The sequence below is a fragment of the Terribium retamae genome, assembly GCF_022347545.1.
Taxonomy (GTDB): Bacteria; Pseudomonadota; Alphaproteobacteria; order Rhizobiales; family Rhizobiaceae; genus Mesorhizobium; species Mesorhizobium retamae.
This window is the reverse complement of sequence record NZ_JAKREW010000005.1, coordinates 70,811-95,413: the sequence shown is the minus strand read 5'-3', so window position 1 is coordinate 95,413 and position 24,603 is coordinate 70,811. Positions and strand designations below refer to the sequence as shown.

General features: G+C 60.9%; 25 protein-coding genes. 6 read left to right on the top strand and 19 right to left on the bottom strand.

Features of this window, described 5'->3' with window-relative positions:
- Positions 1-259 precede the first annotated feature (259 nt).
- Positions 260-565, top strand: a complete 306-nt coding sequence (locus L4923_RS08000; protein ID WP_239363386.1) for a DUF982 domain-containing protein — start codon at positions 260-262, stop codon at positions 563-565.
- A 139-nt stretch (positions 566-704) separates the two neighbouring features.
- On the opposite strand, the gene L4923_RS07995 is transcribed toward L4923_RS08000, so the two are convergent.
- The 8 genes from L4923_RS07995 to gstA form a co-directional block, all read right to left on the bottom strand.
- Complete coding sequence (locus L4923_RS07995) at positions 705-959, bottom strand: GlsB/YeaQ/YmgE family stress response membrane protein (protein WP_239363385.1); 255 nt, start codon at positions 957-959, stop codon at positions 705-707.
- Between the two features lie 129 nt (positions 960-1,088).
- Complete coding sequence (locus L4923_RS07990; protein WP_239363384.1) at positions 1,089-1,340, bottom strand: hypothetical protein; 252 nt, start codon at positions 1,338-1,340, stop codon at positions 1,089-1,091.
- Positions 1,341-1,360: 20 nt separating this feature from the next.
- Complete coding sequence (locus L4923_RS07985; protein ID WP_239363383.1) at positions 1,361-1,981, bottom strand: ribonuclease D; 621 nt, start codon at positions 1,979-1,981, stop codon at positions 1,361-1,363.
- Positions 1,982-1,992: 11 nt separating this feature from the next.
- Entirely contained in the window at positions 1,993-3,378 is a 1,386-nt protein-coding gene (locus L4923_RS07980; protein WP_239363382.1) for a M20/M25/M40 family metallo-hydrolase, read from the bottom strand.
- A gap of 121 nt (positions 3,379-3,499) precedes the next feature.
- Positions 3,500-4,408, bottom strand: a complete 909-nt coding sequence (locus L4923_RS07975; RefSeq protein ID WP_239363381.1) for a lipid kinase — start codon at positions 4,406-4,408, stop codon at positions 3,500-3,502.
- A 336-nt stretch (positions 4,409-4,744) separates the two neighbouring features.
- Positions 4,745-4,966, bottom strand: coding sequence for a tautomerase family protein (locus tag L4923_RS07970; protein ID WP_239363380.1), 222 nt, complete (start codon positions 4,964-4,966; stop codon positions 4,745-4,747).
- Between the two features lie 15 nt (positions 4,967-4,981).
- Positions 4,982-5,377, bottom strand: a complete 396-nt coding sequence (locus L4923_RS07965; RefSeq protein ID WP_239363378.1) for a nuclear transport factor 2 family protein — start codon at positions 5,375-5,377, stop codon at positions 4,982-4,984.
- Positions 5,374-5,988 (bottom strand): glutathione transferase GstA, encoded by a 615-nt coding sequence (gstA, locus tag L4923_RS07960; RefSeq protein WP_239363376.1) that lies wholly within the window; start codon positions 5,986-5,988, stop codon positions 5,374-5,376. Before gstA ends, L4923_RS07965 begins: the two co-directional genes overlap by 4 nt.
- Before the next feature lie 119 nt (positions 5,989-6,107).
- On the opposite strand from gstA, the gene L4923_RS07955 reads away from it, so the two are divergent.
- The 4 genes from L4923_RS07955 (at position 6,108) to L4923_RS07940 (ending at position 10,475) form a co-directional block, all read left to right on the top strand.
- Positions 6,108-6,494: a winged helix-turn-helix transcriptional regulator gene (locus tag L4923_RS07955; RefSeq protein WP_239363373.1), complete on the top strand. Its 387-nt coding sequence runs from the start codon at positions 6,108-6,110 to the stop codon at positions 6,492-6,494.
- 99 nt (positions 6,495-6,593) lie between these two features.
- The gene (polA, locus tag L4923_RS07950) at positions 6,594-9,554 is read left to right on the top strand and encodes a DNA polymerase I (protein ID WP_239363370.1); all 2,961 of its coding nucleotides are present in this window, start codon (positions 6,594-6,596) and stop codon (positions 9,552-9,554) included.
- Positions 9,555-9,574: 20 nt separating this feature from the next.
- Positions 9,575-9,991, top strand: a complete 417-nt coding sequence (locus L4923_RS07945; protein WP_239363367.1) for a GFA family protein — start codon at positions 9,575-9,577, stop codon at positions 9,989-9,991.
- A gap of 172 nt (positions 9,992-10,163) precedes the next feature.
- Positions 10,164-10,475 (top strand): hypothetical protein, encoded by a 312-nt coding sequence (locus L4923_RS07940; RefSeq protein WP_239363364.1) that lies wholly within the window; start codon positions 10,164-10,166, stop codon positions 10,473-10,475.
- A gap of 14 nt (positions 10,476-10,489) precedes the next feature.
- On the opposite strand, the gene L4923_RS07935 is transcribed toward L4923_RS07940, so the two are convergent.
- The 8 genes from L4923_RS07935 to L4923_RS07900 form a co-directional block, all read right to left on the bottom strand.
- Entirely contained in the window at positions 10,490-10,912 is a 423-nt protein-coding gene (locus tag L4923_RS07935; protein WP_239363362.1) for a Fur family transcriptional regulator, read from the bottom strand.
- A gap of 158 nt (positions 10,913-11,070) precedes the next feature.
- On the bottom strand, positions 11,071-12,117 hold the full coding sequence (gene mgrA, locus L4923_RS07930) for an L-glyceraldehyde 3-phosphate reductase (protein WP_239363360.1): 1,047 nt from the start codon (positions 12,115-12,117) through the stop codon (positions 11,071-11,073).
- A 198-nt stretch (positions 12,118-12,315) separates the two neighbouring features.
- Positions 12,316-13,455, bottom strand: coding sequence for a Gfo/Idh/MocA family protein (locus tag L4923_RS07925; RefSeq protein ID WP_239363358.1), 1,140 nt, complete (start codon positions 13,453-13,455; stop codon positions 12,316-12,318).
- A gap of 10 nt (positions 13,456-13,465) precedes the next feature.
- Entirely contained in the window at positions 13,466-14,212 is a 747-nt protein-coding gene (locus L4923_RS07920) for a sugar phosphate isomerase/epimerase family protein (RefSeq protein WP_239363357.1), read from the bottom strand.
- A gap of 50 nt (positions 14,213-14,262) precedes the next feature.
- Positions 14,263-15,357 (bottom strand): ABC transporter ATP-binding protein, encoded by a 1,095-nt coding sequence (locus L4923_RS07915; RefSeq protein WP_239363355.1) that lies wholly within the window; start codon positions 15,355-15,357, stop codon positions 14,263-14,265.
- Positions 15,358-15,359: 2 nt separating this feature from the next.
- Positions 15,360-16,265 carry a carbohydrate ABC transporter permease gene (locus L4923_RS07910; RefSeq protein WP_239363352.1) on the bottom strand — a complete coding sequence of 302 codons (906 nt, stop codon included), beginning with the start codon at positions 16,263-16,265 and terminating at the stop codon, positions 15,360-15,362.
- 2 nt (positions 16,266-16,267) lie between these two features.
- Positions 16,268-17,170 carry a carbohydrate ABC transporter permease gene (locus L4923_RS07905; protein WP_239363351.1) on the bottom strand — a complete coding sequence of 301 codons (903 nt, stop codon included), beginning with the start codon at positions 17,168-17,170 and terminating at the stop codon, positions 16,268-16,270.
- A gap of 103 nt (positions 17,171-17,273) precedes the next feature.
- Positions 17,274-18,512: an ABC transporter substrate-binding protein gene (locus L4923_RS07900; protein WP_239363349.1), complete on the bottom strand. Its 1,239-nt coding sequence runs from the start codon at positions 18,510-18,512 to the stop codon at positions 17,274-17,276.
- Between the two features lie 356 nt (positions 18,513-18,868).
- On the opposite strand from L4923_RS07900, the gene L4923_RS07895 reads away from it, so the two are divergent.
- Positions 18,869-19,909: a LacI family transcriptional regulator gene (locus L4923_RS07895; RefSeq protein WP_239363347.1), complete on the top strand. Its 1,041-nt coding sequence runs from the start codon at positions 18,869-18,871 to the stop codon at positions 19,907-19,909.
- Between the two features lie 46 nt (positions 19,910-19,955).
- Here L4923_RS07895 and L4923_RS07890 read toward each other — a convergent pair whose 3' ends face one another.
- The 3 genes from L4923_RS07890 to L4923_RS07880 form a co-directional block, all read right to left on the bottom strand.
- Positions 19,956-21,218: a S41 family peptidase gene (locus tag L4923_RS07890; protein ID WP_239363344.1), complete on the bottom strand. Its 1,263-nt coding sequence runs from the start codon at positions 21,216-21,218 to the stop codon at positions 19,956-19,958.
- A gap of 107 nt (positions 21,219-21,325) precedes the next feature.
- Complete coding sequence (gndA, locus tag L4923_RS07885; RefSeq protein ID WP_239363343.1) at positions 21,326-22,741, bottom strand: NADP-dependent phosphogluconate dehydrogenase; 1,416 nt, start codon at positions 22,739-22,741, stop codon at positions 21,326-21,328.
- Positions 22,742-22,954: 213 nt separating this feature from the next.
- On the bottom strand, positions 22,955-24,577 hold the full coding sequence (locus tag L4923_RS07880; protein ID WP_239363340.1) for a copper resistance CopC/CopD family protein: 1,623 nt from the start codon (positions 24,575-24,577) through the stop codon (positions 22,955-22,957).
- Positions 24,578-24,603: the final 26 nt, after the last annotated feature.

Genomic DNA, 24,603 nt, shown 5'->3' with positions numbered 1-24,603 from the left:
CTGCAGCGGGCCGTTCAATTTTTAAACGCTTCGACAGGCCTCAATGGAAGTGCGACAGATCAATTTTTGAATCTGCCGATCAATCCTGCGTGCGTGCCCTTTCCCTCTTCCACCAAAGGAGTAGAGTGAATTGTTCCGGCGCATGATCCTGGAAATCGAGATCGATTTTTGGTGAGATCAAGTGCTGGTTCAAAAGTGTTAGAGCGTCCCTAGTGCATCCGACCGGGTGCGCGGTGTTCTAATGTCTGGGAGGTAGCCAATGAACCGCCTGCAATTTGTCGTGCCGGTGCGGCTTTCGCGTGGACCAGGCCATCCGATCCAAGAAATCGAAGGCGTTGCCGAAGCGATCGCATTTTTGCGTGAATGGCCAGCAGGGCGTCGCGGCCCTGTTTTCAACTGCGCGATGAACTGTTGTCTCGCTGCCGAAGCAGGACAAATCAGCACAGATGACGCGCGGCGCTCCTTTGCCGGTTTCATCCGCATCAGCGGCATGCTGGTTGATGAGAGGATTGGCCACTATGTGGTCGATCACAGCCATGAAAGGCCAATGCGCAGAAGCGCCTAAGACATCATCGGCATATCACCTATTTGGCCCCTTGTGCGTCTCAAAGGGGCACAATTCTGCAATTCATTTCGAATAAGACGGCCATTCCCGGAACACCGTCCTGGGAATGGCCGCATGACTTTGTCGCCCAAGGCAGGCGTTAAGCCTGCTTGACCAGCCTGATCAGCACCAGAAGAATGATCGCGCCGATTGCGGCGTGAATGATCGAGGCGACAATGCCGGTGCCCAGGCTGATGCCGAGAGCCGGAAAGAGCCAGCCTGCGATAAAGGCGCCGACGATACCGACAACGATGTTGCCGATCAGGCCGAAGCCGAAGCCCTTGACGATCAGGCCGGCAAGCCAGCCGGCGATCGCGCCGATGATGAGGAAGACAATCAGACTTTCGACACCCATGGCAGTCCCTCTCGAACATGGGCCAAAACCAGGCGAAGCTGCGAATCAGGCCCCGGTTGCAATGCGGGGACGATAGTTCAACCGGGAGGAAAAAGCCAAGCGCGCTTTAACCTGCGGCCTGCCGATGGGCTAGGCGTCGTCGTCCTCGTCGTTCGAAGAGGGCCGCCAGCTCGTCGGTTCGATCTTCTTCTGGGTGTGACCGTCGATCGCCGCCCACCAGCCGACATCGCCAGGATTGACGTCGCCGCCAAGTGCCTTGAGGCGTTCGGCGGAACGATATTGCGCAATGGATTCGTTCAACACGCCGTCGCCGTCGGTCCAATAGACGGTCACCCTGGAGCCGTCCTTCGGTGCGGTTTCGATCGGTTGTCTTTCAGCCATTCTCCAGCCTCCATCGGCCCTCAACTGTGGGCGAAAATATCCTCTTCGTCCCAGCCCATGAGATCGAGTTTGGCACGGGTCGGCAGGAAGCGGAAGCAGGCTTCGGCTTCCTTGGCGCGGCCGTCCCGCTCCAACCGTCCGGCCAGCACATCGCGCAGCCGATGCAGGTAGAGCACGTCGGAAGCGGCATATTCGAGCTGCTCGGGCGACAGCGTCTCTGCCGCCCAGTCGGAAGATTGCTGCTGTTTCGACAGGCTCACTGCCAGCAATTCCTGGCAAATGTCTTTCAGCCCGTGGCGATCGGTGTAGGTACGCACTAGCCGTGATGCGATCTTCGTGCAGAACACCGGCTCCGGCATGACACCGAAGGCGTTGTAGAGCACGGCAAGGTCGAAGCGGCCAAAATGGAACAGCTTGGTGATCTTGCGGTTTTTCAGCAGACTGACCAGGTTCGGCGCCCTCTTCTGGCCGGGCGCGATCTGGATGACGTCGGCTGAATCGTCACCGGGCGATATCTGCACCACACAAAGCCGGTCACGATGCGGGTTAAGCCCCAGCGTTTCGGTGTCGATGGCGACAGCATCGACATCATAGTGGCTGAGATCGGGCAGATCGTTCTTATGGAAGCGGATGGTGCTCATGGCCGGTGCTCTCAGCGGGTCAACGCGTCGAGGATGCGCGCCCAGGAGCGCTGTCCCTTATGGAAAGAGCTCATATCGTACTTCTCGTTCGGCGAGTGAATCCGGTCATCCGACAAGCCATAACCGACCAGCAGCGATTCCATGCCGAGGAAAGTCTGGAAATCGCCGACGATCGGGATTGAGCCACCCATGGCGATCATCACCGCCGGCTTCGGCCATTCGTCCGACAGCGCATTCTTGGCCTTGGTCAGGAACGGCGAGTCATAGGAAAGCTGGATCGCCGGCGAACCGCCATGCGGATGGAACTCGGCGGAGCAGTCTGCCGGCAACCGGTCCTCGACGAATTTGCGGAATGCTGCCCGGATCTTGTCCGGATCCTGCTTGTGCACGAGACGGAAAGAGACTTTTGCCGAGGCTTCGGCCGCGATCACCGTCTTGAAGCCCTTGCCGGTGTAGCCACCGTTGATGCCGTTGAACTCGGCGGTCGGGCGCGCCCACACCAGTTCCAGCACCGAACGCCCTTTTTCGCCGGACGGAATAGAGAGGCCGATCGGGCCGAGGAAAGTCTCGGCTGTTTCGCCAAGTGCTTCCCAGGACTTGAGCACCTGCGAGGGCGTCTCTTCGACACCATCATAGAAGCCCGGGATGGTGACGCGGCCGGTCTCATCGTGGATATCCGCCAGGATCCTGGTCAGGATACGGATCGGATTGGCAGCGGCACCGCCGAATTCGCCCGAATGCAGGTCACGATTGGCGGCCTTGATGACGATCTCCTCGCCGACGAGGCCACGCAGCGCCGTCGAAATAGCCGGGGTTTCACGATCCCACATGCCGGTATCGCAGACCAGCGCGAAATCCGCCTTGAGCTCCTCGGCATTGGCGTCGAGGAAAGGCTTCAGCGACGGCGAACCACTCTCCTCCTCTCCTTCGAACAGGATGGTGATGCGGCAAGGCAGCGAACCATGCTCCGCCTTCCAGGCACGGCAAGCCTCGACAAAGGTCATCAATTGTCCCTTGTCGTCGGCGGAGCCGCGGCCGGTAATGACCTTGCGGCCAGATTCGATCTCCTTCACCGCCGGCGCGAATGGATCGTCGTGCCAAAGGTTGAGCGGATCGACCGGCTGGACATCATAGTGACCGTAGAAAAGCACATGTGGCGTACCCACCGGGCCTTCGTGATGAGCGACGACCATCGGATGGCCAGGTGTGTCGCGCACAGAGGCATCGAAGCCGATCGACTTCAAATCCGCCACCAGCCATTCCGCTGCCTTGCGACAATCGGCCGAAAAGGCAGGATCGGTGGAAATCGACTTGATCTTCAACAACTCGAACAGCCGCTCGAGGCTCTGGTCGAGGTTTTTGTCGAGACGGTCGAGGACGGGATTGAGAGCGGTCATTGCGGGCCTTCTGATCTAAGGGCGATTCCGCGGCGACCCTAATGGAAGAGGCTTTCGAAGGGAACCGGTGGAACCATCTGGCTCACCGTTCCGTCATCCCTGCAATTTCTGAGGCAACCTCTCAGTCGTCGGTGCCCGGCGGCGCATAGACAGCGATCGCTTCGGGATGGACAAGGAAGGAGGCAGGCGTCGAGGTGACGATCTCGCCGTCGGTGTTCACCGGCTGCGGTATCTTGGTGGTGACGTCGAACTGCACGCAGCGCGCCGTCCTCACTTCATTCCAGGCTCCGTGGGTACCGGACCGGAAGGAGCGCAGCAGCAGCGCCAGTTTCCAGACATTGCGCATCTCGAGGCTGTAAAGATCGAGGAACCCATCGTCGATTGCCGCACTCGCCTCCACGACATTGCCGCCGCCATAGTGACGTCCATTGCCAACGGCGATCTGGAAGGTCTTGACCCGCACCGTCTCGCCCTTCTCGCGGATCCAGGCGGTGAAGGGTCGCGCCTTGAACAGCACACGCGCTGCCGCGATCGCATAGCCTAACCGGCCCCAGCGCTTTTTCAGCGACGGTTGCAACCCTTGAGCCAACTGCGTCGAGAGGCCGATGCTGGCAACGTTGAAGAAAGCGTGCCCGTTGACGGAACCCAGATCGATCCGGCGTTCGTAGCCGCCCACGATGACGTCGACGGCCTGCATGATGTCCATCGGCAGCCCTAGCGTCCTGGCAAGGTCATTGGCTGTACCCATCGGCAGAATGCCCATCGGCAGCCCACTCTCCATCACCGCCATCGCACCGGACGACACAGTGCCGTCGCCACCGCTGATGATGATGCAATCTGCCTGTTCGCGCAGTCTTGTGATGTCGCGGGCAAGTTCCGGAAGCGCCGAGAACGGCTCGACTGTCACGTCCAGTCCGCCGGCGCGCAATCTTTCGAGAATGCCGTCAAGCGGCATGTCGCCGCGGCGGGCTTTCTGGTTGATGAGCAACAGGGCGCGGCGCTTCCGCGCTTTCGGGGTCTTTGTGCTCACCGTCTTCTGCTGGATTTCGGTAATGATCCTGCTCCCAAAAAAGTGCCGCCGTGGTGGAGGGGGAACCACGGCGGCGCTACTCGAAACAATGCGGCAGCCCGGAGAGGGGGAAAGGCTGCCGCAGATGTCCGGCGTAGGCGGGGGACGGGCCTTGTTCCGGACCTCGGCGAAAACTGCCGATGACCCTTATTTGTGGAGCCGAACATGGCGATTCAAGGGCACAAACATTACACTTTCGTAACATAGCCGTGAGGTGTCGTGATCGGCCATTTCCGGCCGGAACAAGCCGGCCGTCCTTTGCCGACAACGCAGACATCACCGCGGCTGCCAAGGCATTCAGCTTTTTGCTGATGGGCGGGCAATCATTTGTCGGTATCGCTCGACCGGAAGCCCGCCGATGCCCCAATCCTCCATCTCCACCTCGTCTATGACAACCACGGTGGTGGCGGGATTTTTGTGCAGCACCTCGACGAGGAGATCGGTCACACCCTTGATCAGCGCAGCCTTCTGCTCGGCCGTCGCGCCCTCGCGTGTGATCTTGATATTGACATAAGGCATGGCGTTTTTCTCGCGTCAGGAAGATTTCAGTTCGAAATGAAAGACCTTGGAGATGATCTGCCAACGACCGTCGACATGGATAAGGGTCAGCAGGTCGGTGAAAAGTTTCGGGCCGATCGCGCAATTCAGCCGCGCGAAGGCCGTGACCGGCCCAGCGAATTCGATCGACAAGATATGATCAACTCGCGGCTCGTTCCGACTGGCAGGCGACGGCCGCTTGTCGACGATCGGGAAATACTCCTGCATCGTCAGATGCAGGAGCTTGCCCTCCGTGGCGCAGGCATAGATCGCCTGCGGATGGAAAATGCGGCTCAGTCTTGCGGTGTCACTGAAATAAAGCCCGTCGAAATAGTCGGCGAGTGCCTCCGCGACATCCGCATAGGCAGACCCGTGGGAAGCCTGGATTCTCATGCCGCCTTCCCCAATCCTTCGGCGGCCATCGCCGCCTGAACGGCCGGACGCTGCGCGACGCGCTCGGCGAAGGCAGCAACACGGGGCCATTTGGCGAGGTCAATGCCGGTCGGCTGCGCCCAGCTGACGATGGTGAACAGGTAGGCGTCTGCAACCGAGAAGCCCTCACCCATCAGGAAGTCGCGTCCATCGGCAAAGACCTGTTCCAGAAGATCGAGGCGGCTGGCCACCTTCGTCCGCGCGGCTTCCTTCGCCTCTTCCGACGAGGCGTGGAACAAAGGGCCGAAGGATTTGTGCACTTCCGCCGAGAGGAAATTCAGATGCTCCACGAGGCGGGTACGCGCCAGGGTTCCCGGCTCCGGCGCCAGATGGCGCGCACCGGCTGCGTCGGCCAGATGCTGGACGATCGCGACGCCCTCGGTCAGTACCTCGCCGTTTGCCAATTGCAGCGCAGGCACGTAGCCCTTCGGCGTGATCGCCCGGAAATCACCGCCGCTTTCGGTGACCTTGGCACGGATATCGACCTTCTCGAGCTCGAAATCATGGCCAAGTTCTCGCAACACGATGTGCGGAGACAGCGAACAGGCCCCGGGAGAATAATAAAGTTTCATGAAGCGTCCCCTTTCAGGAATGAACGCCCGAACGGCTAGCAAATGCAGTAACCCAGGGAAACCATGTAACTTGAGGTGATCGGCTGAATCGGGTATCTCCGCGGTAACTGGAAAACCCGATGCTCAAGCTCCGCAAGAACAAGGCCGTTACACCGCCCTACTCGTGCCCCCTCAGCGAATGCATGTCGCTGCTGGGCGGAGCCTGGACGCCGAACATCATCTGGTGCCTCAGCGCCGGGCCGCGCCGTTTCGGTGAACTACGGGCCGACATCCCGGCGATTTCAGCCAAGGTGCTGACGTCCAGGCTGCGTGATCTGGAGGAAAAAGGCGTGCTGTGGCGGCGCGTCATGCCGACCTCGCCACCCTCGGTCGAATACGGGTTGACCGATCTCGGCGCCGAATTCATGCCGGCCATCCAGGCGATCGTCGAGATCGGCCATAAATCCAAGAACCGCAAAGCAGCCAAAGCGAGTGTCGAGCCCGAACAAGCTGTCGTGACTGCCTGAAGAACCGCTTGCCGAAAGCTGTTCGAAGAATGTCAGGAGACGGCGGCACAGCGCCCTAAACCATGGACAGCCGCCTGTTGCCGGGCTACCCGTATCGCCATGAAAAAAGGCGATCATCTCTTCCTTGTCGACGGCTCGGGCTACATCTTCCGCGCCTATCACGCCCTGCCCCCGCTGAACCGAAAGTCGGACGGCCTGCCCACCAACGCAGTGCTCGGCTTCTGCAACATGGTGTGGAAGCTGATGCAGGATGCTCGCAACACCAATGTCGGCATCACACCAACCCATTTCGCCGTGATCTTCGACTATTCGTCCAAGACCTTCCGCAATGAACTTTACGCGGAGTACAAGGCCAATCGCTCGGCCCCGCCGGAAGATCTGATTCCGCAGTTCGGCCTCATCCGCGAGGCCACCCGCGCATTCGATCTGCCATGCATCGAGATGGAAGGTTTCGAGGCCGACGATCTTATCGCCACCTATTGCCGCCTGGCGTGCGAGGCCGGTGGCGATACCACCATCATCTCTTCCGACAAGGACCTGATGCAGTTGGTCGGCCCGACCGTCAGCATGTACGACCCCATGAAGGACCGGCAGATCGGCATCCCCGAAGTGATCGAGAAATGGGGCGTACCCCCGGAGAAGATGATCGATCTGCAGTCATTGACCGGCGACTCGGTGGACAATGTACCGGGCGTGCCTGGCATCGGCCCGAAGACAGCAGCGCAGCTTCTGGAGCAATTCGGCGATCTCGACACGCTGCTGGCCCGCGCGGGCGAGATCAAGCAGGAAAAGCGCCGCCAAGCAATTATCGATAACGCCGACAAGGCTCGCATCTCACGCGATCTGGTCACATTGAAGAATGATGTCCCAGTTGTTGAAGCCCTCGGCGACCTGGTGCTGCAGCCACCGAACGGTCCGCGACTGATCGGCTTCCTCAAGGCGATGGAGTTCACGACCCTGACACGGCGGGTCGCCGAGGCGACCGATAGCGATGTTGCCACTATCGACGCTGCCGCGTTGACGATCGAAACTGGCGATGCCGCGCACGGACCGGATGTCGGCGCCGGCGCGCCGGCTGCTGCCCGTGCGCAGACCCAGCCGGCTGTCGAGCAGTCCGCGACCGCAGCGATGGACTCCAGCCGAGGCAATGTCGAAGGTACCGTATCGGGGCTGGTCGCGACCAGGATCCAGCAAGCTGCGGTGGCGAAGTTCGATCCGACCGCCTATGTCTGCGTCCGCGATGTGGCCACGCTGCAATCCTGGATCGCGGAAGCCAGGGAGACCGGCACTGTCGCCTTCCGTGCGGAGACGACATCGCTCGATCCCATGCAGGCGGAACTGGTGGGCTTCTCGCTGGCGACGCGGCCCGGCCGTGCTGCCTATGTGCCGCTCGCGCACCGAACCGCCGATGACGACCTTCTCGGCGGCGGCATGGCACCGGAACAGATCTCGTTCGAGGCCGCGCGCGATGCGCTTGCGCCGCTGCTTGCCGATCCCTCGGTGCTCAAGATCGGCCACAACGTAAAATATGACTGGCTGGTGCTGCGGCGGCATGGCCTGCTGATGCAGCCCTATGATGATGCGATGCTGCTCTCTTATGTGCTCGACGGCGGCACCGCTGGCGGCCACGACATCGCCTCGCTGGCCGACAAGTGGCTCGGTCGCGCGATGATCCCCTACAAGGACCTCGTGGGCTCCGGCAAGAAGCTGGTGACCTTCGCTTTCGTCGAGATCGACCGCGCGACGTCCTATTCGGCTGAGGGCGCCGATGTGGCGTTCCGGCTGTGGCAGGTGCTGAAGCCTCAGCTCGCTGCCAAGCGTTTGGCTTCTGTCTATGAACGGCTCGAACGGCCGTTGGTGGAGACGCTGGCCAAGATGGAGGAGCGTGGCATCTCCGTCGACAGGCAGATGTTGTCGAGGCTATCAGGCGATTTCGCGCAGCGCGCGGCGGCACTCGAGGATGAAATCTATCAGGTCGCCGGCGAACGTTTCACCATCGGCTCGCCCAAGCAGCTTGGCGACATCCTGTTCGACCGCATGAAGCTGCCCGGCGGCAGCAAGACGAAGTCAGGCCAGTGGTCGACCACGGCGCAGGTGCTCGAGGAACTCGCAGCGGAAGGTTACGAGCTGCCGCGAAAGATCGTCGACTGGCGCCAGGTCACCAAGCTGAAATCGACCTATACGGATGCGCTGCCGGAATATGTGAACCCGTCGACCAAGCGCGTGCACACGTCTTATGCGCTCGCAGCCACCACGACGGGACGCCTCTCGTCGTCTGAACCGAACCTGCAGAACATCCCAATCCGCACTGCCGAAGGCCGAAAGATCCGCACGGCTTTCATCGCCGACAAAGGCAACAAGCTGATCTCGGCCGACTATAGCCAGATCGAACTGCGCGTGCTTGCCCATGTCGCCGACATTCCTCAGCTGAAGCAGGCCTTCGCCAATGGCGACGACATTCATGCCGCGACGGCTTCGGAGATGTTCAACACGCCGGTCGAAGGCATGCCGCGCGAAATCCGCAACCGCGCCAAGGCGATCAATTTCGGCATCATCTACGGCATTTCGGCCTTTGGCCTCGCCAACCAGCTTTCGATTCCGCGCGAGGAAGCTTCCGACTACATCAAGAAGTATTTCGAGCGTTTCCCGGGCATTCGCGATTACATCGAATCCACCAAGGCATCGGCGCGCGAATTGGGCTATGTCGAGACCATTTTCGGCCGTCGAATCCACTACCCCGAGATCCGTTCCTCCAACCCGTCCATCCGCGCTTTCAACGAACGCGCGTCGACCAACGCCCGCCTGCAAGGCACGGCCGCTGACATTATCCGCCGCGCCATGATCCGCGTCGACAAGGCGCTTGAAGACGCAGGCCTATCAGCCCGCATGCTGCTGCAAGTACATGACGAACTGATCTTCGAAACCGCCGAAAGCGAGGTCGAGGCGACCATTCCGGTCGTGCGCGAGGTCATGGAGAATGCTGCCATGCCGGCGGTTGCACTGTCGGTTCCGCTGCAGGTCGACGCCCGCGCAGCCGACAATTGGGACGAAGCGCATTGACGCGCAGCCGATCAGAAGGCGTGACCCGCTGGCTGAGCGGTGGCTGCTTCTGCAAGGCTTCTCGCTACGAAGTCGAGGACGCATTTGCCTATGCAGCCAACTGCCATTGCTCGGATTGCCGACGCACGACAGGTTCGGCCTTCAAACCCTTCGCCGGTATCGAGCGGGAGAAATTTCGTCTGGTCACCGATCGAGACAGGCTGCTGATCTATGGCGACGACACCGCCCATGACAGCTCCCATAACGGGCATTGTGGCCGCTGCGGCTCGCTGCTCTATTCCGTGGTGCGGGAGGGTGCCTTTGTCCATATTCCGATGGGCACGCTGATCGATGAACCGACCATCCGTCCGAACCATCACATCTTCGTCGGCTCCAAGGCGCCCTGGTTCACCATCACCGACGACTTGCCGCAATATCAGGGGCACGCCGGCGGATAGCGGGGCACAGCCTGAACCACATCGCCTGACGATGAGGTGCGCGGATTGGCTGCAGCAAGGGTGTGTTCACCAAGCGCGATTGTAGCGCGCGCTCGTCTACACTCTTAACTAGAAATTATTTTACTGGCTGGTAGAAGGCGCGACCTATTTCAAGCATGAAATGATTTGGGTCATGACGAGGCGCTTCGAGATTGTCCTTGGTCTAGCATTCTTCGGCCTTGGCTTCGGCTTCCTGGCCGTTGCCTTGTGGTCGGCGCTAGCGCCGACGCCATCCTCAGGCGAACATCTTGCCGACCTCGTAGTCCTGAGCACTTTCGGCATGGCAGCCGCGGGGGCAGTGACGGGATTTGTGATGGCACGCGACGTGCCGGCCCGGCAGCCCGCCCAGGCCCGTTACGGGGCGGTCCGCACTGTTTTTTATATTCTCGGCCCGGCGTTGATCGCCGCATTGGTGGCGATAATACTCACGTTCCCGCCGCAATAGCTGGAAGCTCGAAGCTACGCTGCTTCCGCCCGGCACTTGGCACAAGTACCTCGGAACTCGATCACCGCCTTCTTGGCAACGAAGCCGGCCGAGCCGACCCATTCGCCCAGGCGTTCTCCAATTTTCTCATCGCAGAACTCGGTGACCTGACCACAATTGTCGCAGATGGCAAAGGCGGTCATGCCATGGCTGTGACCATGCGTATGGCCATGATCGTGCGGGTCCGAGCAAGCGACGAAAGCGTTCAGGCTTTCCAGCCGATGCACATAGCCTTCCTTCATCAGCGTATCGAGCGCACGATAGACCTGCAGCGGCGCACGGAAACCGCGCTCGCGCAACTGGTCGAGCAGCGTGTAGGCGCTGAGCGGCGCATTGGCCGCTTCCAGTTTTTCCAGCACGCTCTGCTGGTTCTTGGTCAGCACGTTCCTTGCCGTCATGATCCCGCTTTCGATACCTGTGCCCCGCGCACTTCGGCCGGCTCGCTCGGCAGGCCGTCCGCCTCAGAAATAAGCATGAAACGACGGTTTTGCCATCGTCTTGAGAAAAGCGACGGCCCGGATCGTGTCCGGACCGTCCCGCGCATGACTGATGCCGCTTACTTACGTGCTGGTCCCGGCCTCTCAGCGGAGGCCGCCCACAGATTGATGTTGGCCTCGCGCGCATAGCTGTCGATCTCGGCGAGCTCCGCGTCGCTGAAGTCGAGGTTCTTGAGTGCGCCGACGCAATCCTCGACCTGCTCCGGACGGCTGGCGCCGATCAAGGCAGAGGTTACACGACCGCCACGCAACACCCATGCGAGGGCCATCTGTGCCAGCGTCTGGCCGCGCTTCTTGGCAATGCCGTTGAGCGCCTGGATGTTGGTGATCGTCTGCTCGTTGAGGAAGGATTCGCGCAGCGACTTGCCCTGCGTGGCACGGCTGCCTGCCGGCACGCCGTTCAGATATTTGTCGGTGAGCATGCCTTGCGCCAGCGGCGAGAACACGATCGAACCGACGCCAAGCCCTTCCAGCGTATCGAGCAGGCCGTCGTCCTCGACCCAGCGGTTCAGCATGGAATAGCTCGGCTGGTGGATGACGCAGGGCGTGCCGAGTTGCTTGAGGATGTCGGCGGCCTCACGCGTACGCTGCGAATTATAAGAGGAGATACCGGCATAAAGCGCCTTGCCCGAACGCACGGCATGGTCGAGCGCACCCATCGTTTCTTCCAACGGCGTATCGGGATCGAAGCGATGCGAATAGAAGATGTCGACATAGTCCAGTCCCATCCGCTTCAGGCTCTGGTCGAGGCTGGCGAGCAGATATTTGCGGCTGCCCCATTCGCCATACGGGCCGGGCCACATGTCGTAGCCGGCCTTGCTCGAGATGATCATCTCGTCGCGGAGGCCAGCAAAATCGCTGCGCAGGATCTCGCCGAAAGCGATTTCGGCTGAGCCGGGCGGCGGGCCGTAATTGTTCGCCAGATCGAAATGCGTGATGCCGAGGTCGAAAGCCTTCTGGCAGATGGCACGCTTGACCCGATGCGGCGTATCCTCCCCGAAATTATGCCACAGTCCCAGCGAGATGGCCGGCAGCTTCAGGCCGGAACGGCCGCAGCGGTTGTAGATCATAGACTGGTAGCGATCGGCGGCGGGAGCGTAAGGCATGTCTCGGTCCTTTGGCGGGTTTCACGCAAACGAATGCGTCCTTCGAAGCAAGCTCGAAGGACGCAGCTATAGAGCAATTCCAGGCAAAGTGTGCAGCGGTTTCCGACTGGAATTGCGTCAACACAAAAGATGGCCGTCTCCGAGAGATCGCGGCCTGCTCCAATCAGCGGCGCATACAAACCGCCGCCCGATGAAGGTCTACTTTTTCGCCAGTAGCGCCTTGGCCTCCTTGACGCCCAGCGCCGCCGGTCGTTCGCAGGTGGTCTGCATGGAGACAAACTTGCCGGTCTCCGCCGATTTGAGCAGGCTGGTCATCACTTCGACCGCATGCAGCGCCAACTCCATCGAACAGCGATGCGGGCGACCCTCCATGATGGCCAGCGCCATGTCGGCAAGGCCGGCCGTCCGGTAGTTCGCCATCATACCTTGCGAGTGTTTTTCGTTCAGCACCGAGAACGGGTGTGGCCAATTCGGCAGCTTTTTGATGGCCTTGCTTTCCTTGGTGTAGGCAACATCGCCACCGAAGAAATTGGGATCCGGCACATAGAGCGTACCTTTCTCGCCGTAGAGCTCCATCGGCGCATGACCATGGGCCCAGACATCCCAACTGGTGTTCAACGTCACCACCGCACCGTTGGCGAATTCGAGCAAGCCATGGATTGTGGTCGGGGTATTGACCGGGATCCTCTCGCCGGCGCGCGGCTTGGACGAAATAATGCGCTCCTTGGCCGGGATCGAGGCAAAGGCCGCCACCCGCCGCACCGGTCCGACCAACTGGATCAGGTTGGTGACATAATAAGGTCCGATGTCGAGCACGGGGCCGGCTCCCGGCTGGAAGAAGAAGTCCGGGTTGGGATGCCAGTGCTCCATGCCATGGCTCATCACCGTGCAGGTGCCGCCGGTGATCGCGCCGACCTTGCCCTCGTCGATGAGACTGCGCGCCAACTGATGTGCGCCACCGAGGAAGGTGTCGGGCGCCGAACCGATGCGCAGGCCTTTTTTCTCGGCGCGCTTGCGCAGATCGAGCCCTTCCTGCAGCGACAGCACGAACGGCTTTTCCGAATAGACATGCTTGCCGGCATCGAGCACGCGTTTGGACACATCGTAGTGGACGGCGGGTATGGTGAGATTGACGACGATGTCGATATCGTCGGCCTTCAGCAGATTGTCGACAGTTTCGGCGCGCAGCTTGAACTCTTTCGCTCGTGCCGTTGCAGCATCCATATTGATATCCGCGCACGCCCGCATCTCGATGCCGCGAAACAGCGGCGCCAGTCTGAAATAGGCCGCCGAAATGTTGCCGGCGCCGATGACGCCGATCCCAAGTTTCTTTGCCATCGTCCCTCTCCTAGAAAGCCCTGGCAGCCTCGATCGACCGGCGCGCGAAGCGCTCGATATCGTTCGGGTTATCCTGCTCCATGATGAAATACTGGGCGTCGCTGCCTGCGCGCAGCGTCTTGAACAGATGCGGCCAGTCGATGGTGCCGTGACCGACATCCGACCAGCCGTCCTCGTCCAATCCCTGCCCCGCTTTGGCGATATCCTTGACGTGGACGGACACAATGCGCTTCCCATGCCGCTCGATCCACGGAAGCGGATCGCCGCCGCCGCGCACCACCCACGCAACATCCATCTCCCAACCGATATCGGGCGCCGACGATAGGATGAGGTCCTGCGGCACCGAGCCGTCCGGCAGCGCCTTGAACTCGAAATCGTGGTTGTGCCAGGCAAAGCCATAACCAGCCTTCTTCGCTGTCTCGCCGACCTTGGCCAACCGTTCACCGAACCCACGCCAGCCGGCAGCGTCCGTCGGGCGCGCTTCCGCGACCAGATAAGGGCAGATCAGCAGTCCGATGCCCAGCGCATCGGCGGTTTTGCGTACACCATCGAAATCCGTTTCCAGCGCGTCGATCGAGAAGTGCCCGGTTGGCATGGCAAGCTTGTTCTTGTCGAGCTCCGCGCGGAAGGCTTTCGGGTCGTCGTAGACGCCGCCATAACCTTCGACCTGCGCGTAACCGAGGTCGCCCAGCAGTTTCAGCACCTTGTCCCAGGGCTGAAAGTTACGAGCGCTGTAGAGTTGAAATGACCAGTCCATTTTATCTGTCCATTCTGCTTCGGGATGCTTGGTGGGAATTTCCTTGGCTGTCACAGCCGGCTGCCGTCTTCGCCGAACAGCGAAGCGCGCATCGGATCGAAACCGATCTCGACCTGACTGCCGGTTTGTGGGGCACGCTCGGAAGGCACGCGTACTGAAAGGCTCTGCGCTCCAAGCCGCAGCCAGACCAGCGTGTCGGAACCCATGGGCTCGACGACATCGACGGCTGCTTTCGCCGAAAACGGCCAGCCGGATCCGGAATTGAGGCCGATATGTTCCGGCCTCACGCCAAACACCGCCGGCCCAGCGACGGGCTGCTTGTCGAAGCCATAGGTTGAAAGCGGGACAATCAGGTCACCGGTGCCGAAGCGCCAGCCGCCATCAACCTCTTCCAGCCTGCCATCGATGAAATTCATGCCGGGCGAGCCGATGAAGCCGGCGACGAAGCGGTTCACCGGGCGGTTGTAGATCGCTTGCGGCGCGTCCAGTTGCTGGATGACACCACCGCGCATGACCGCGATGCGGTCGGCCAGCGTCATCGCCTCGATCTGGTCGTGGGTGACATAGATCATGGTGTTGGCAAGCCGCTGGTGCAGCCGCTTGATTTCAACGCGCAGCTCGGAGCGCAGCTTGGCATCGAGATTGGACAAGGGTTCATCGAACAGGAAGACGTCGACATCGCGCACCAACGCCCTGCCGATCGCCACGCGCTGGCGCTGGCCACCGGAAAGCGCTGCCGGCTTGCGCTGCAGCAGCGGCTCGATCTGCAGGATCTCGGCCGCACGTGCGATGCGCTTGTCGATCTCCTCCTTCGGCGTTCCCGCCACCTTCAAGCCGAAGGACAGGTTTTTTTCCACGCTCATCTGCGGGTACAGCGCGTAGGATTGGAACACCATCCCGATGCCGCGGTCCTTCGGCTCTTCCCAGGTGACATTCTTGCCCTTGATGAAGATGCGACCGTCGGAAATGTCGAGCAGGCCGGCAATGCAGTTGAGCAGCGTGGACTTGCCGCAGCCGGATGGCCCGAGCAGCACGATGAACTCGCCCTCGGCGATGTCGAGGTTGAGCGACTGCAACACTGAGACCGTGCCGAAACTGAGCGTCAGGTCCTGGATCGAGACACTGGGATTGGCGGCTGCACTCATGCTCACCCTTTCACCGCGCCGGCGGCGATGCCGCGCACGAACAGTTTGCCGGAGATGAAGTAGACGACGAGAGGCACAAGGCCGGTCAGCAGCGTCGCTGCCATATTGACGTTGTATTCCTTCACGCCTTGCACCGAATTGACGATGTTGTTGAGCTGGACGGTCATCGGATAGGTTTCGGGGCGCGTGTAGACGACGCCAAACAGGAAGTCGTTCCAGATGCCGGTGATCTGCAGGATGACGGCAACGACGAAGATCGGCACCGACATTGGCAGCATGATGCGCAGATAGATGCTCCAGAAGCCGGCGCCGTCGACGCGTGCCGCCTTGAACAGTTCCTCCGGCAGTGATGCGAAATAATTGCGGAAGAGAAGCGTCAGGATCGGCATGCCGAAGATGGAATGCACGATGACCAGCCCCGACAGGCTGCCATAGAGTCCGATCTCGCGCAGGATGATGACGATGGGATAGAGCATCACCTGATAGGGAATGAACGCGCCGATGATCAGGATGGTGAAGAACAGCTCTGAGCCCTTGAAGCGCCAGTTCGCCAGCGCATAGCCATTCACCGAGGCGATCGCGATCGACAGGATCACCGACGGCACGGTGATGCGCACGGAATTCCAGAAGCCGCGTGAAAGTCCGTCACAATTCAAGCCGGTGCAAGCGGTCGCCCAGGCTTTCACCCAGGGCTCGAAGGTGATCTCCAGCGGCGGCGAGAAGATGTTGCCGAGCCTGACTTCGGGCATGCCCTTCAGGGACGTCACCACCATCACATAAAGCGGCAGCAGGTAGTACACGGCCACCACGAACAGTGTGCCGTAGATGAAGATGTTGCGCTTGGAGAAGGTATGGCGCGGTTTCGGCCCCCGTGGGCCGTCTGTGGCAAGCGTCTGCGACATCGCCATCGTCAGCGCCTCCGCCCGAACTCGAGATAGGCCCAGGGCACGATGATGATGGCCACCGACAGCAGCATCATCGTCGAGGCAGCAAAGCCCTGGCCGAGATTCTGCGCGAAGAACATGTAGTCGTAGACATATTTGGCCGGCACTTCGGAGGCGATACCGGGCCCACCACTGGTCTGCGCCACCACGAGATCATAGACCTTGACGATGCCGGCGGCGATGATGACCAGCGTGGTGATTAACACAGGCCGCATCATCGGCAGGACGATGAAGAGATAGGTTCTCCAGGCCGGAATCCCGTCCACCCGCGCGGCCTTCCAGATGTCCTCGTCAATGCCGCGCAAACCCGCCAGCATCAGGCACATTACAAAGCCGGTGCCTTGCCAGAGTGCTGCGATGAGCACGCCATAGATGACGATGCTGGAGTTGTAGAGCGGGTCGAAGGCGAAGCTTTCCCAACCCAGCGAGCGCACCACCGCCTGCACCCCGAAATCAGGATTGAGCAGCCATTGCCAGACCACGCCGGTGACAACGAAGGAAAGCGCGAAGGGGTAGAGGAAGATGGTGCGGAACGTGTCCTCGAAGCGGATCTTCTGATCGAGCAACGCCGCCAGCACGAAGCCGATCACCAGCGAAAAGATCAGCGACAGGACACCGTAGATCGCAAGGTTCTCGATCGACACCAGCCAGCGCGGCGTTGCCCAAAGTCGCTCATACTGGTCGAGACCGACAAATTTGAGCCGCGGCAACAGCCGCGAATTGGTGAAGGAATAGAGCACGGTCCACAACGTGCCGCCGACGAACACCACCAGCGCGGTGAGGATCATCGGCACCGAGGCGATCTTGGCGCTGAGGTTGCGGAACAGTCTGCTCGGGCGCTTGGCTGCACTGCTCATTGTGGATGCCATGCGTTGGACCTCCGGGAATTCCGGTCCGCCAAGCAAACGGCAGACCGGAACCCGGGAGGATCGGGGGAGACAGGATCAGGGCAGAACCGCTATCGGGTCTGTCCTAGTCGGCACTGGAAACGATGTCGGCGAAGCGCTTCTGCGCATCCTCGACGGTCAGGTCCGGCTTGGCGAAGAATTCGGAGAACAGGTCCTCCTTCTGCTTCTGCGTATCCTGCGAAAGCAACTGATCCGTCCACGGGATCACGGTGCCCTTGGCGAGGATGTCGAGGCCCTTTTTCATGCAATCATTTGCGGAATTGAGATCGACGTCGCCACGCACCGGCAACGAACCCTTCTTCAGGTTGAAGGCGACCTGCGTCTTGGGGTCGAGCAGCGTTTCCGCAAGCACTTCCTGCGCCTTGGCCTTTTCGGCATCCTTGAGCAGCGGGAAATAGAAGGCATCGCCGCCCGTAGCGAGCGCATTGCTCATGCCGAGACCGGGCAGGCAGGTGTAGTCCTTGCCGGCAACCTTCCCGGCCACCTGGAACTCGCCTTGCGCCCAGTCGCCCATGATCTGTCCGCCGGCCTTGCCGGTGATGACCATGTTGGTGGCCTGATTCCAATCCTGCACATTGGTGCCCTTGGACATCTTGCGGGCATCGTCGGCCGCTTTGAACACCTTGGCGATCTCGGCTCCGCCGGCGAACTCGCCATCCTTGTCCTTGTAGACCTTGAGGAAAGCGTCGGTACCACCAACCGCCAGCAGGAGCACGTCGAAGGCGCCCGAGGTTTGCCAGGGCTGGCCACCCACGGCGAGCGGCACGATGCCGGCCTTTTCCAGCGCAGGTGCGGCCGCGACATACTCGTCCCAGTTCTTCGGCACCGCTACACCGGCCTTGGCAAAGGCCTCGTTGGAGAGCCACAGCCATTGCCAGGAGTGGATGTTGACGGGCACGCAGTAGATCTTGCCGTCGATGGTGCAGGAATCGAGCAGCCCCTTCGGACGAACCACTTCCGTCCACTTGCCCTTGGTGGCGATGTCGGTGAGGTCGCGCATCAATCCAGCCTGCACCAGTTCCTCGGCCTGCCGGCCATGGTTGAATTGGGTGGCGCCCATTGGATCGCCCCCAGTGATGCGTGAAATCATGATCGGGCGAGCCGTACCGCCGGAGCCGGCGATGGCACCATCCACCCATTTGTTTCCAGTGGCGTCGAAAGCCTTGGCGAGTTCGGCGACCGCGGCTGCCTCGCCACCCGAGGTCCACCAATGCGTGACCTCCAGATCCGTCGCATAAGCGGCTCCGGCGAAACCTAAAGCCGTTCCAGCTGCCAGCGCGGCAGCCGTCAAAATACGTCGCATTCCGATTCCTCCCAAAATCTGAAACGTTACAGATTTTGGATACGGCAATTGCATCCGTGTGGCAATCCCCAATCGGCCGCAGGGCCAAACTATTTTTCGAAGCTCAACAAAATGGCAGGGAGGAAATCAGTTTGTGGCAAAATTCGCTATTTTGCGCTGCAAAATCGTCATCGCAGTGCAAAATCCCGTTCGGAAAACCGAAGTCCGGCACCGGATCGTACGGGGTGCCCTGAAGGCCGATTGGAAAATCTGTAACGTTTCAGTATATTGCATTATAGAGGTGCCTGGGCACACGCCTTGAATTTCAGTGATTGTCCCCACGGAGACGGGCTGATATGCCCGCTGCGGGCAGGGTTATGGATAAATCGAGCCGCAATACGGATGAGGACGACGCGGAGGCCGCCAGGCCGACGCTGAAGACGCTCGCCTTTATGACGGGGCTGGGCGTGACCACCGTGTCTCGCGCGCTCAAGGATGCTCCGGAGATCGGCGCCGAGACCCGCAAACGCGTCCAGCTTGTCGCACGCCAGATCGGCTACCGGCCGAACCGGGCTGGTGTACGCTTGCGTACCGGCAAGACCAACGTCATCTCCGTCGTGCTCAACACCACCGAACAGATCGGCGGCTTCCTGTCCGATTTCATTTACGGCATTTCGGAACGGCTTGCGGCCACGCCCTATCACCTGGTCGTCGCCCCCTACTCCCACAACAACGATCCGATGGAGCCGATCCGCTATGTCGTGGAGACCGGTTCTGCGGATGGTATCATCATTTCGCGCACCCAACCGAACGACCCGCGTGTGCGCTATCTGACGGAGCGCGGTTTCCCTTTTGCCGCGCATGGCCGCACGGCAATGGGGATCGAGCACGCCTATCACGACTTCGACAACGAGACCTTCGCGCGCCTTGCCGTAAGGCGGCTGGCCGAACTCGGCCGTCGGCGTCTGGCTCTGCTGGCACCGCCGCCCGCCCTCACCTACCACCAGCATATGCGTGGCGGCTTCTTGGACGAATTGGACCGTCAAGGGCAGAGCGAGGCTCCGTTCTCGTCCGTCAGCAGTGACAACGTCATCGACGACATCCGCCGCCACACCATCGAACTGATGAAACGGACAGGCAGACCCGACGGCATCATTTGTGGCGCCGGCGGCCCTGCCTTCGCGCTCATCGCAGGCATCGAGGCCGCCGGCCTCAAGCTTGGACGCGATGTCGACCTGGTCGCCAAGGAACCGTTCAACCTGCTGCAGCTTGTGCGCCCTGAAATCCATGTCGTGGCAGAAGATTTCCGGCTCGCCGGGCGCGATCTGGCGACAGCCGTGCTCAGCAGCATCGGTGACAGGTCTGCGGCACCGATACAAAAACTGGTGGTGCCAGCTCAGGTCATTGCGCCAAGGTAACCGAACGTACATTGCCTGAGTTCCGGGCAACGGAGTGTCTTGACCTTCAGTTCGAGCGAGCAGTACCTCCCGGTGAACAGCGCCTTTCCGGAGATTGGGCGTTGCGCCACGGACTGACGCCGGAAAGTTGTTCCGTTATTTCCTTCATTGCCGCCTTGAGCTGCGGGTCTGCTCCACCGGCATAAGGGACAGGCGCATTCACGATTGTGTCAGGCTCGACTCCCTTGCCCTCGAGCACCTCATCGTCAACCTTGACCATCGAAGTCGCTACCATCAGCAGGCTGTCATCTGGAAGAACGTAGGCGCTACCGCCCAACACAGCTCCGGCACTTTTCTCACCAATCAAGGTAAAACCGCGCTTTTTCATTGCACAGGCCAGCAGTTCATTGGCACTGCGCGTTCCTTCGTCGATGAGGACAACAATGGGTTTGCGCCATGTTTCTCGCTGAGAGAAGGTGCGGCCGTTTCTCATAGTGAAGGATATGTCCGCGAAATCTTCCATCAACATCTCGGGAAGCTCGCTTGAAATGCCGCCCCAACGGCCGCGCAAGTCGAGTACCAAACCGTCGGCGTCGCTCAGAATTCCACTGCGCATCATCGTTTCAACGGTTTCATTGGTGAGAGGGGACGCAAGCGTCCAGAGCCGGATATAGCCGATATCGTTGCCGGCATCCTCGATAAGCCGAACACTCGCGCTTACTGACTCAAGGAACATTCTCACCGGGGAAATGGCGACCACCATCACTGGAATATCGATCGGCCGCGCCCCGGCTGCCTGCCTCACGGTGACAGTCGCAATCGTTCCAGCGCCGCCCTTGAAGGATCCAATCTCTTCAAAGGGCTTTGCATTTACAGAAAGCACCTCGTCTCCGACCCGTATTCCCGCTGCTTTTGCCATGGCACCGTCGTAGACGTCCGTGACAAACCGCTTGCCGTCGATCACTGCAGTGGCGATGCCGATACCTTCGTATTGGACCTCACCGCGCGGTGGAAAGATCGAGTTGAGGTCGCGGCTGAGCCAGCGCTGATAGATGTCCGCAACTTCGTAGTACTCGAGAGTGCCAGGCATGAACCGTCGGGTGTGGGAGGCTTTCAGATCGGCCAGTGCCTTGTCGATATCCGCGTTTGTTGGATGTTTTCCGGCAAATGAAGGAAAAGCGACGGGTTTGTAAAAATTACGCTCGACAAGTTCTTCGACCCTGTTTGCAACGCGCCGCGTCAACTCATCTGCAGCAGTGTCGCTGGCAGCCTGCGCTGCCATTGCCCAGCAAATGACGGTCGCAAACGACAAGAGCCATTTCGCTCGCATGGGTCCTCCGCTCCCGGAACCAGCGGAGGATACCCAAACACCAACGAACATGCGACTCCACTTCTTGAGCGATCGCCGCGTTTCGAACTGACGCTATCTCAAAAGCCTCAGCCCTGACCCCAAGGTCCGTGGAAGGCACCGGTTTCGCCGATACGCTCGAAGCCATGCGCGCCGAAGAAATCGCGTTGGGCCTGGATGAGGTTGGAGGTTCCTCGGCCCTGGCGATAACTGTCGAAATAGGCAAGCGCCGACGACAGTGCCGGAACCGGCGAGCCGGCCTCCATGGCCAGCGCTACCACGTGCCGCAGCGCCGGATGGGCTTCCTGCATCATCTTCACGAAATCCGGTGCCATCAGAAGGTTAGTCGAGGCAGCGCCGGTCCCGAAGGCTTCGACCATCGTATCCAGCATCTGCGAGCGGATGATGCAGCCGGCACGCCAGATCTTGGCGATCGTCGGCATCGGCAAGTTCCAGTTGAATTCCTTGGACGCGCCGGCCATCACGGCGAAGCCCTGTGCATAGGCCGCGATCTTGCCGGCAAACAGCGCCAGTTCCAGCTGCTTGAGCAGCGTTTCGCGCGGAGCCTTGATGGGCACGACCCCGCCGCCATAGACCCTCTCCGCCGCCAGCCGTTCGTCCTTCAGCGAGGACAGCACACGGGCTGCCACTGCAGCCTCGATCGCGGTTGCCGGGATGCCAAGTTGCTGCGCCTCGATTACCGACCACTTGCCCGTGCCCTTCTGGCCGGCGCGATCGAGGATGATATCGACCACCGGCTTGCCGGTCTGAGGGTCGTCGGCCTTGAGCACCTCGGCGGTGATCTCGATCAGGTAGGAGTTCAGTCGCCCCTTGTTCCAATCGGCGAAAACCGAGCCGATTTCCTTCGGCGCCATGCCAAGCCCGTCGCGCAGAATGCCGTAGATCTCGGCAATCATCTGCATGTCGGCATACTCGATGCCGTTGTGAATGGTCTTGACGAAGTGACCGGCCCCGTCCGTACCCAGCCAGGCGGCGCAAGGTTCTCCCTTGAATTTGGCAGAGATGGCCGTGAGCACGCTTTCGACCCGGCGCCAGGATTCCTCCTTGCCGCCGACCATGATCGACGGACCATGGCGCGCGCCTTCTTCGCCGCCCGAAACACCCATGCCGATGAAAGTCAGGCCGGAGCCTTCCAGTTCCTTGAAACGCCGCATCGTGTCGCGGAAATTGGCGTTGCCGGCGTCGATGATGATGTCGTTGGCAGCGAGCTCTCCGCGCAGCGCCGCGATTTGCTCGTCTACCGGGGTGCCAGCCAGCACCATGATGATGATCGGTCGCGGCGGGCGAATGGCGGCGGCAAGATCGGCAAGGCTTTCGCAAGGCACGACGCGGCTGGCGAGGGCGCCGGCCTTGGCAACGAAATCATCGGTCCGCGACGGCGTCCGGTTGTAGACCGCAATGCGGTGCCCTTTCTCGGCAATGTTGAGGGCCAGGTTGGAACCCATCGTACCGAGGCCGATCAGGCCAATTTCGGCTTTATCCATGCTGTTATTCCTGTCTGCGAATAGCGGCTGCCGCCGTAGAGGCGACATGATTGGCCTCATGCACTCGCTTCGTCAACAAGGGCGGCTGTCCGCCCAGCGGAAATTTCAATCGATTAGGGTGTTTCAGGATTCGGAGAAAAACGAAGCTGACCGGCACCATCTGGCAGGCGGCTCTTCGAAGCTTAATCTGGCTTAGGCCAAACCGGCGCAACCTCAGAGCCGGATGTCGATCGCCCCTTCCAGCTTCACCATTTCGAAGTCCGACACCAGGATGTCGAGCCGCACCGTCCAGCGTCCGGCAAACGGGATGACGAGATCGTCGACCCGCCATGTGCCGTCGCCGGGCTTTATTGCGATGCGTTTCAACGGCTCGATGCCAGCCTCGGGTCGCGACAGCACCAGCGTCACTTCCTTGGCATCGAGCGCTCCGAAGTCGCCCGTCATCAGCATGATGTTCGCCGATACGGTCCCAACCCTGCCGGGCGCTACCGTGAGATCCGCCATCGCCTGAAGTGTCATCATATGCGTCGAGACTGGCTCGGCTGCGGCGATGGCCAGCGCACGCGGCGGCGGCGTGAAACGCCAGCCGGCGGCAATGCCGAAGATCACTATCACGATGACGGCCTCAACCGCGATGGAACGCACGAGCCGGTGCCGTGCTGCCGTCTGTCCAGCTTCAGCGGGACGTGTCAGAACCCAGCGATTGGTTGCTGCGAGCGTAAACAGGCCGATCACGAGAGCGAGCTTGGCCAGCAGCAATTGGCCGTAATCGGTGTCGACCAGCGCCGAGAACGTTTCCACCTGGATGACCGCAAGCACGGTGCCGGCAATGACGAGCACAGCGACCACCGGCACAATGGCCGCTGAGAAGCGATGCAGGAATATTTCGGCACCCGGCGCCTGGCGCCTCAGAGTCACAGCCAAGGGCGTGAGCGCACCTGCCCAGAAGGCGATGCCCACCCCGTGCAGGAAGACCATGGGACGTGTCAGCCATTGCGGCGCCGCGGCACTGGCATGGCCGCTGGCGGCGAGCGCCGCACCGGCCGCGATCAAGGCGACAGCAGCAAAGGGCTTGGCATCGACACGCGGTAGGACCAGTGCCAAAAGCCCCAACCCCAATGCGATGGCGGCAATCAGGGCAGTCCAGACAAAGCTGGTGGCGAACGCAGTCTGCCAGACGATCATCTGCGCAAACTGTTCGAACGGCGCTCCAAGTGCATCGAGACCTTGCAGGCCGAGCGACAGAGGAGCTGCAATCAGCCCCGCAAACAGCATGGTTACGACGAAGCGATCGCCGCCACGCCCCTCGCCCGCCAGCCAACTAAGCGCGAACGCACCGCCGACGCCCAGGAACAGGCCAAGATAAAGCGAGATCTTCGCCATCCAGATGGCGCGATGCAACCAAGGGTCGACGACTTCGCCCGTTGCCGGCGCGGCGCTGACCGCGCCGACAGAAAATAGAAGCGAACCGCCAACCGGATGTCCGTCCGCGGAAATAACGCGCCAGCTCAGCACATGCGTGCCGATCCCAAGCGGCTGCGGATTGTCGATGTCGAGCGTCTGCCCGTCGCTGCGAAATGACGTCAGCCGCTCGGGCGTGCCGTCCGGCCGCACCAGGGTAAGCACCAGCGGGGAAACCGGTTCGCTGAAAGTGAGCGAAAACCGGCTTGGAGCTTGTTGCAGCATCGCTCCGTCCGCCGGCTCGGCCTTGACCAGGCTGGCATGTGCGGAAGCTTGGCCGGCTCCAAAAAGAGCGAGCAGACCGAAGAGAATGACAACCGCAAGAGCGAGACGTTGAACACCTGCTGATGGATTGCGAAGAGCGAAATACCACATGGGCTGATCGACCAGAGGAATTGTGG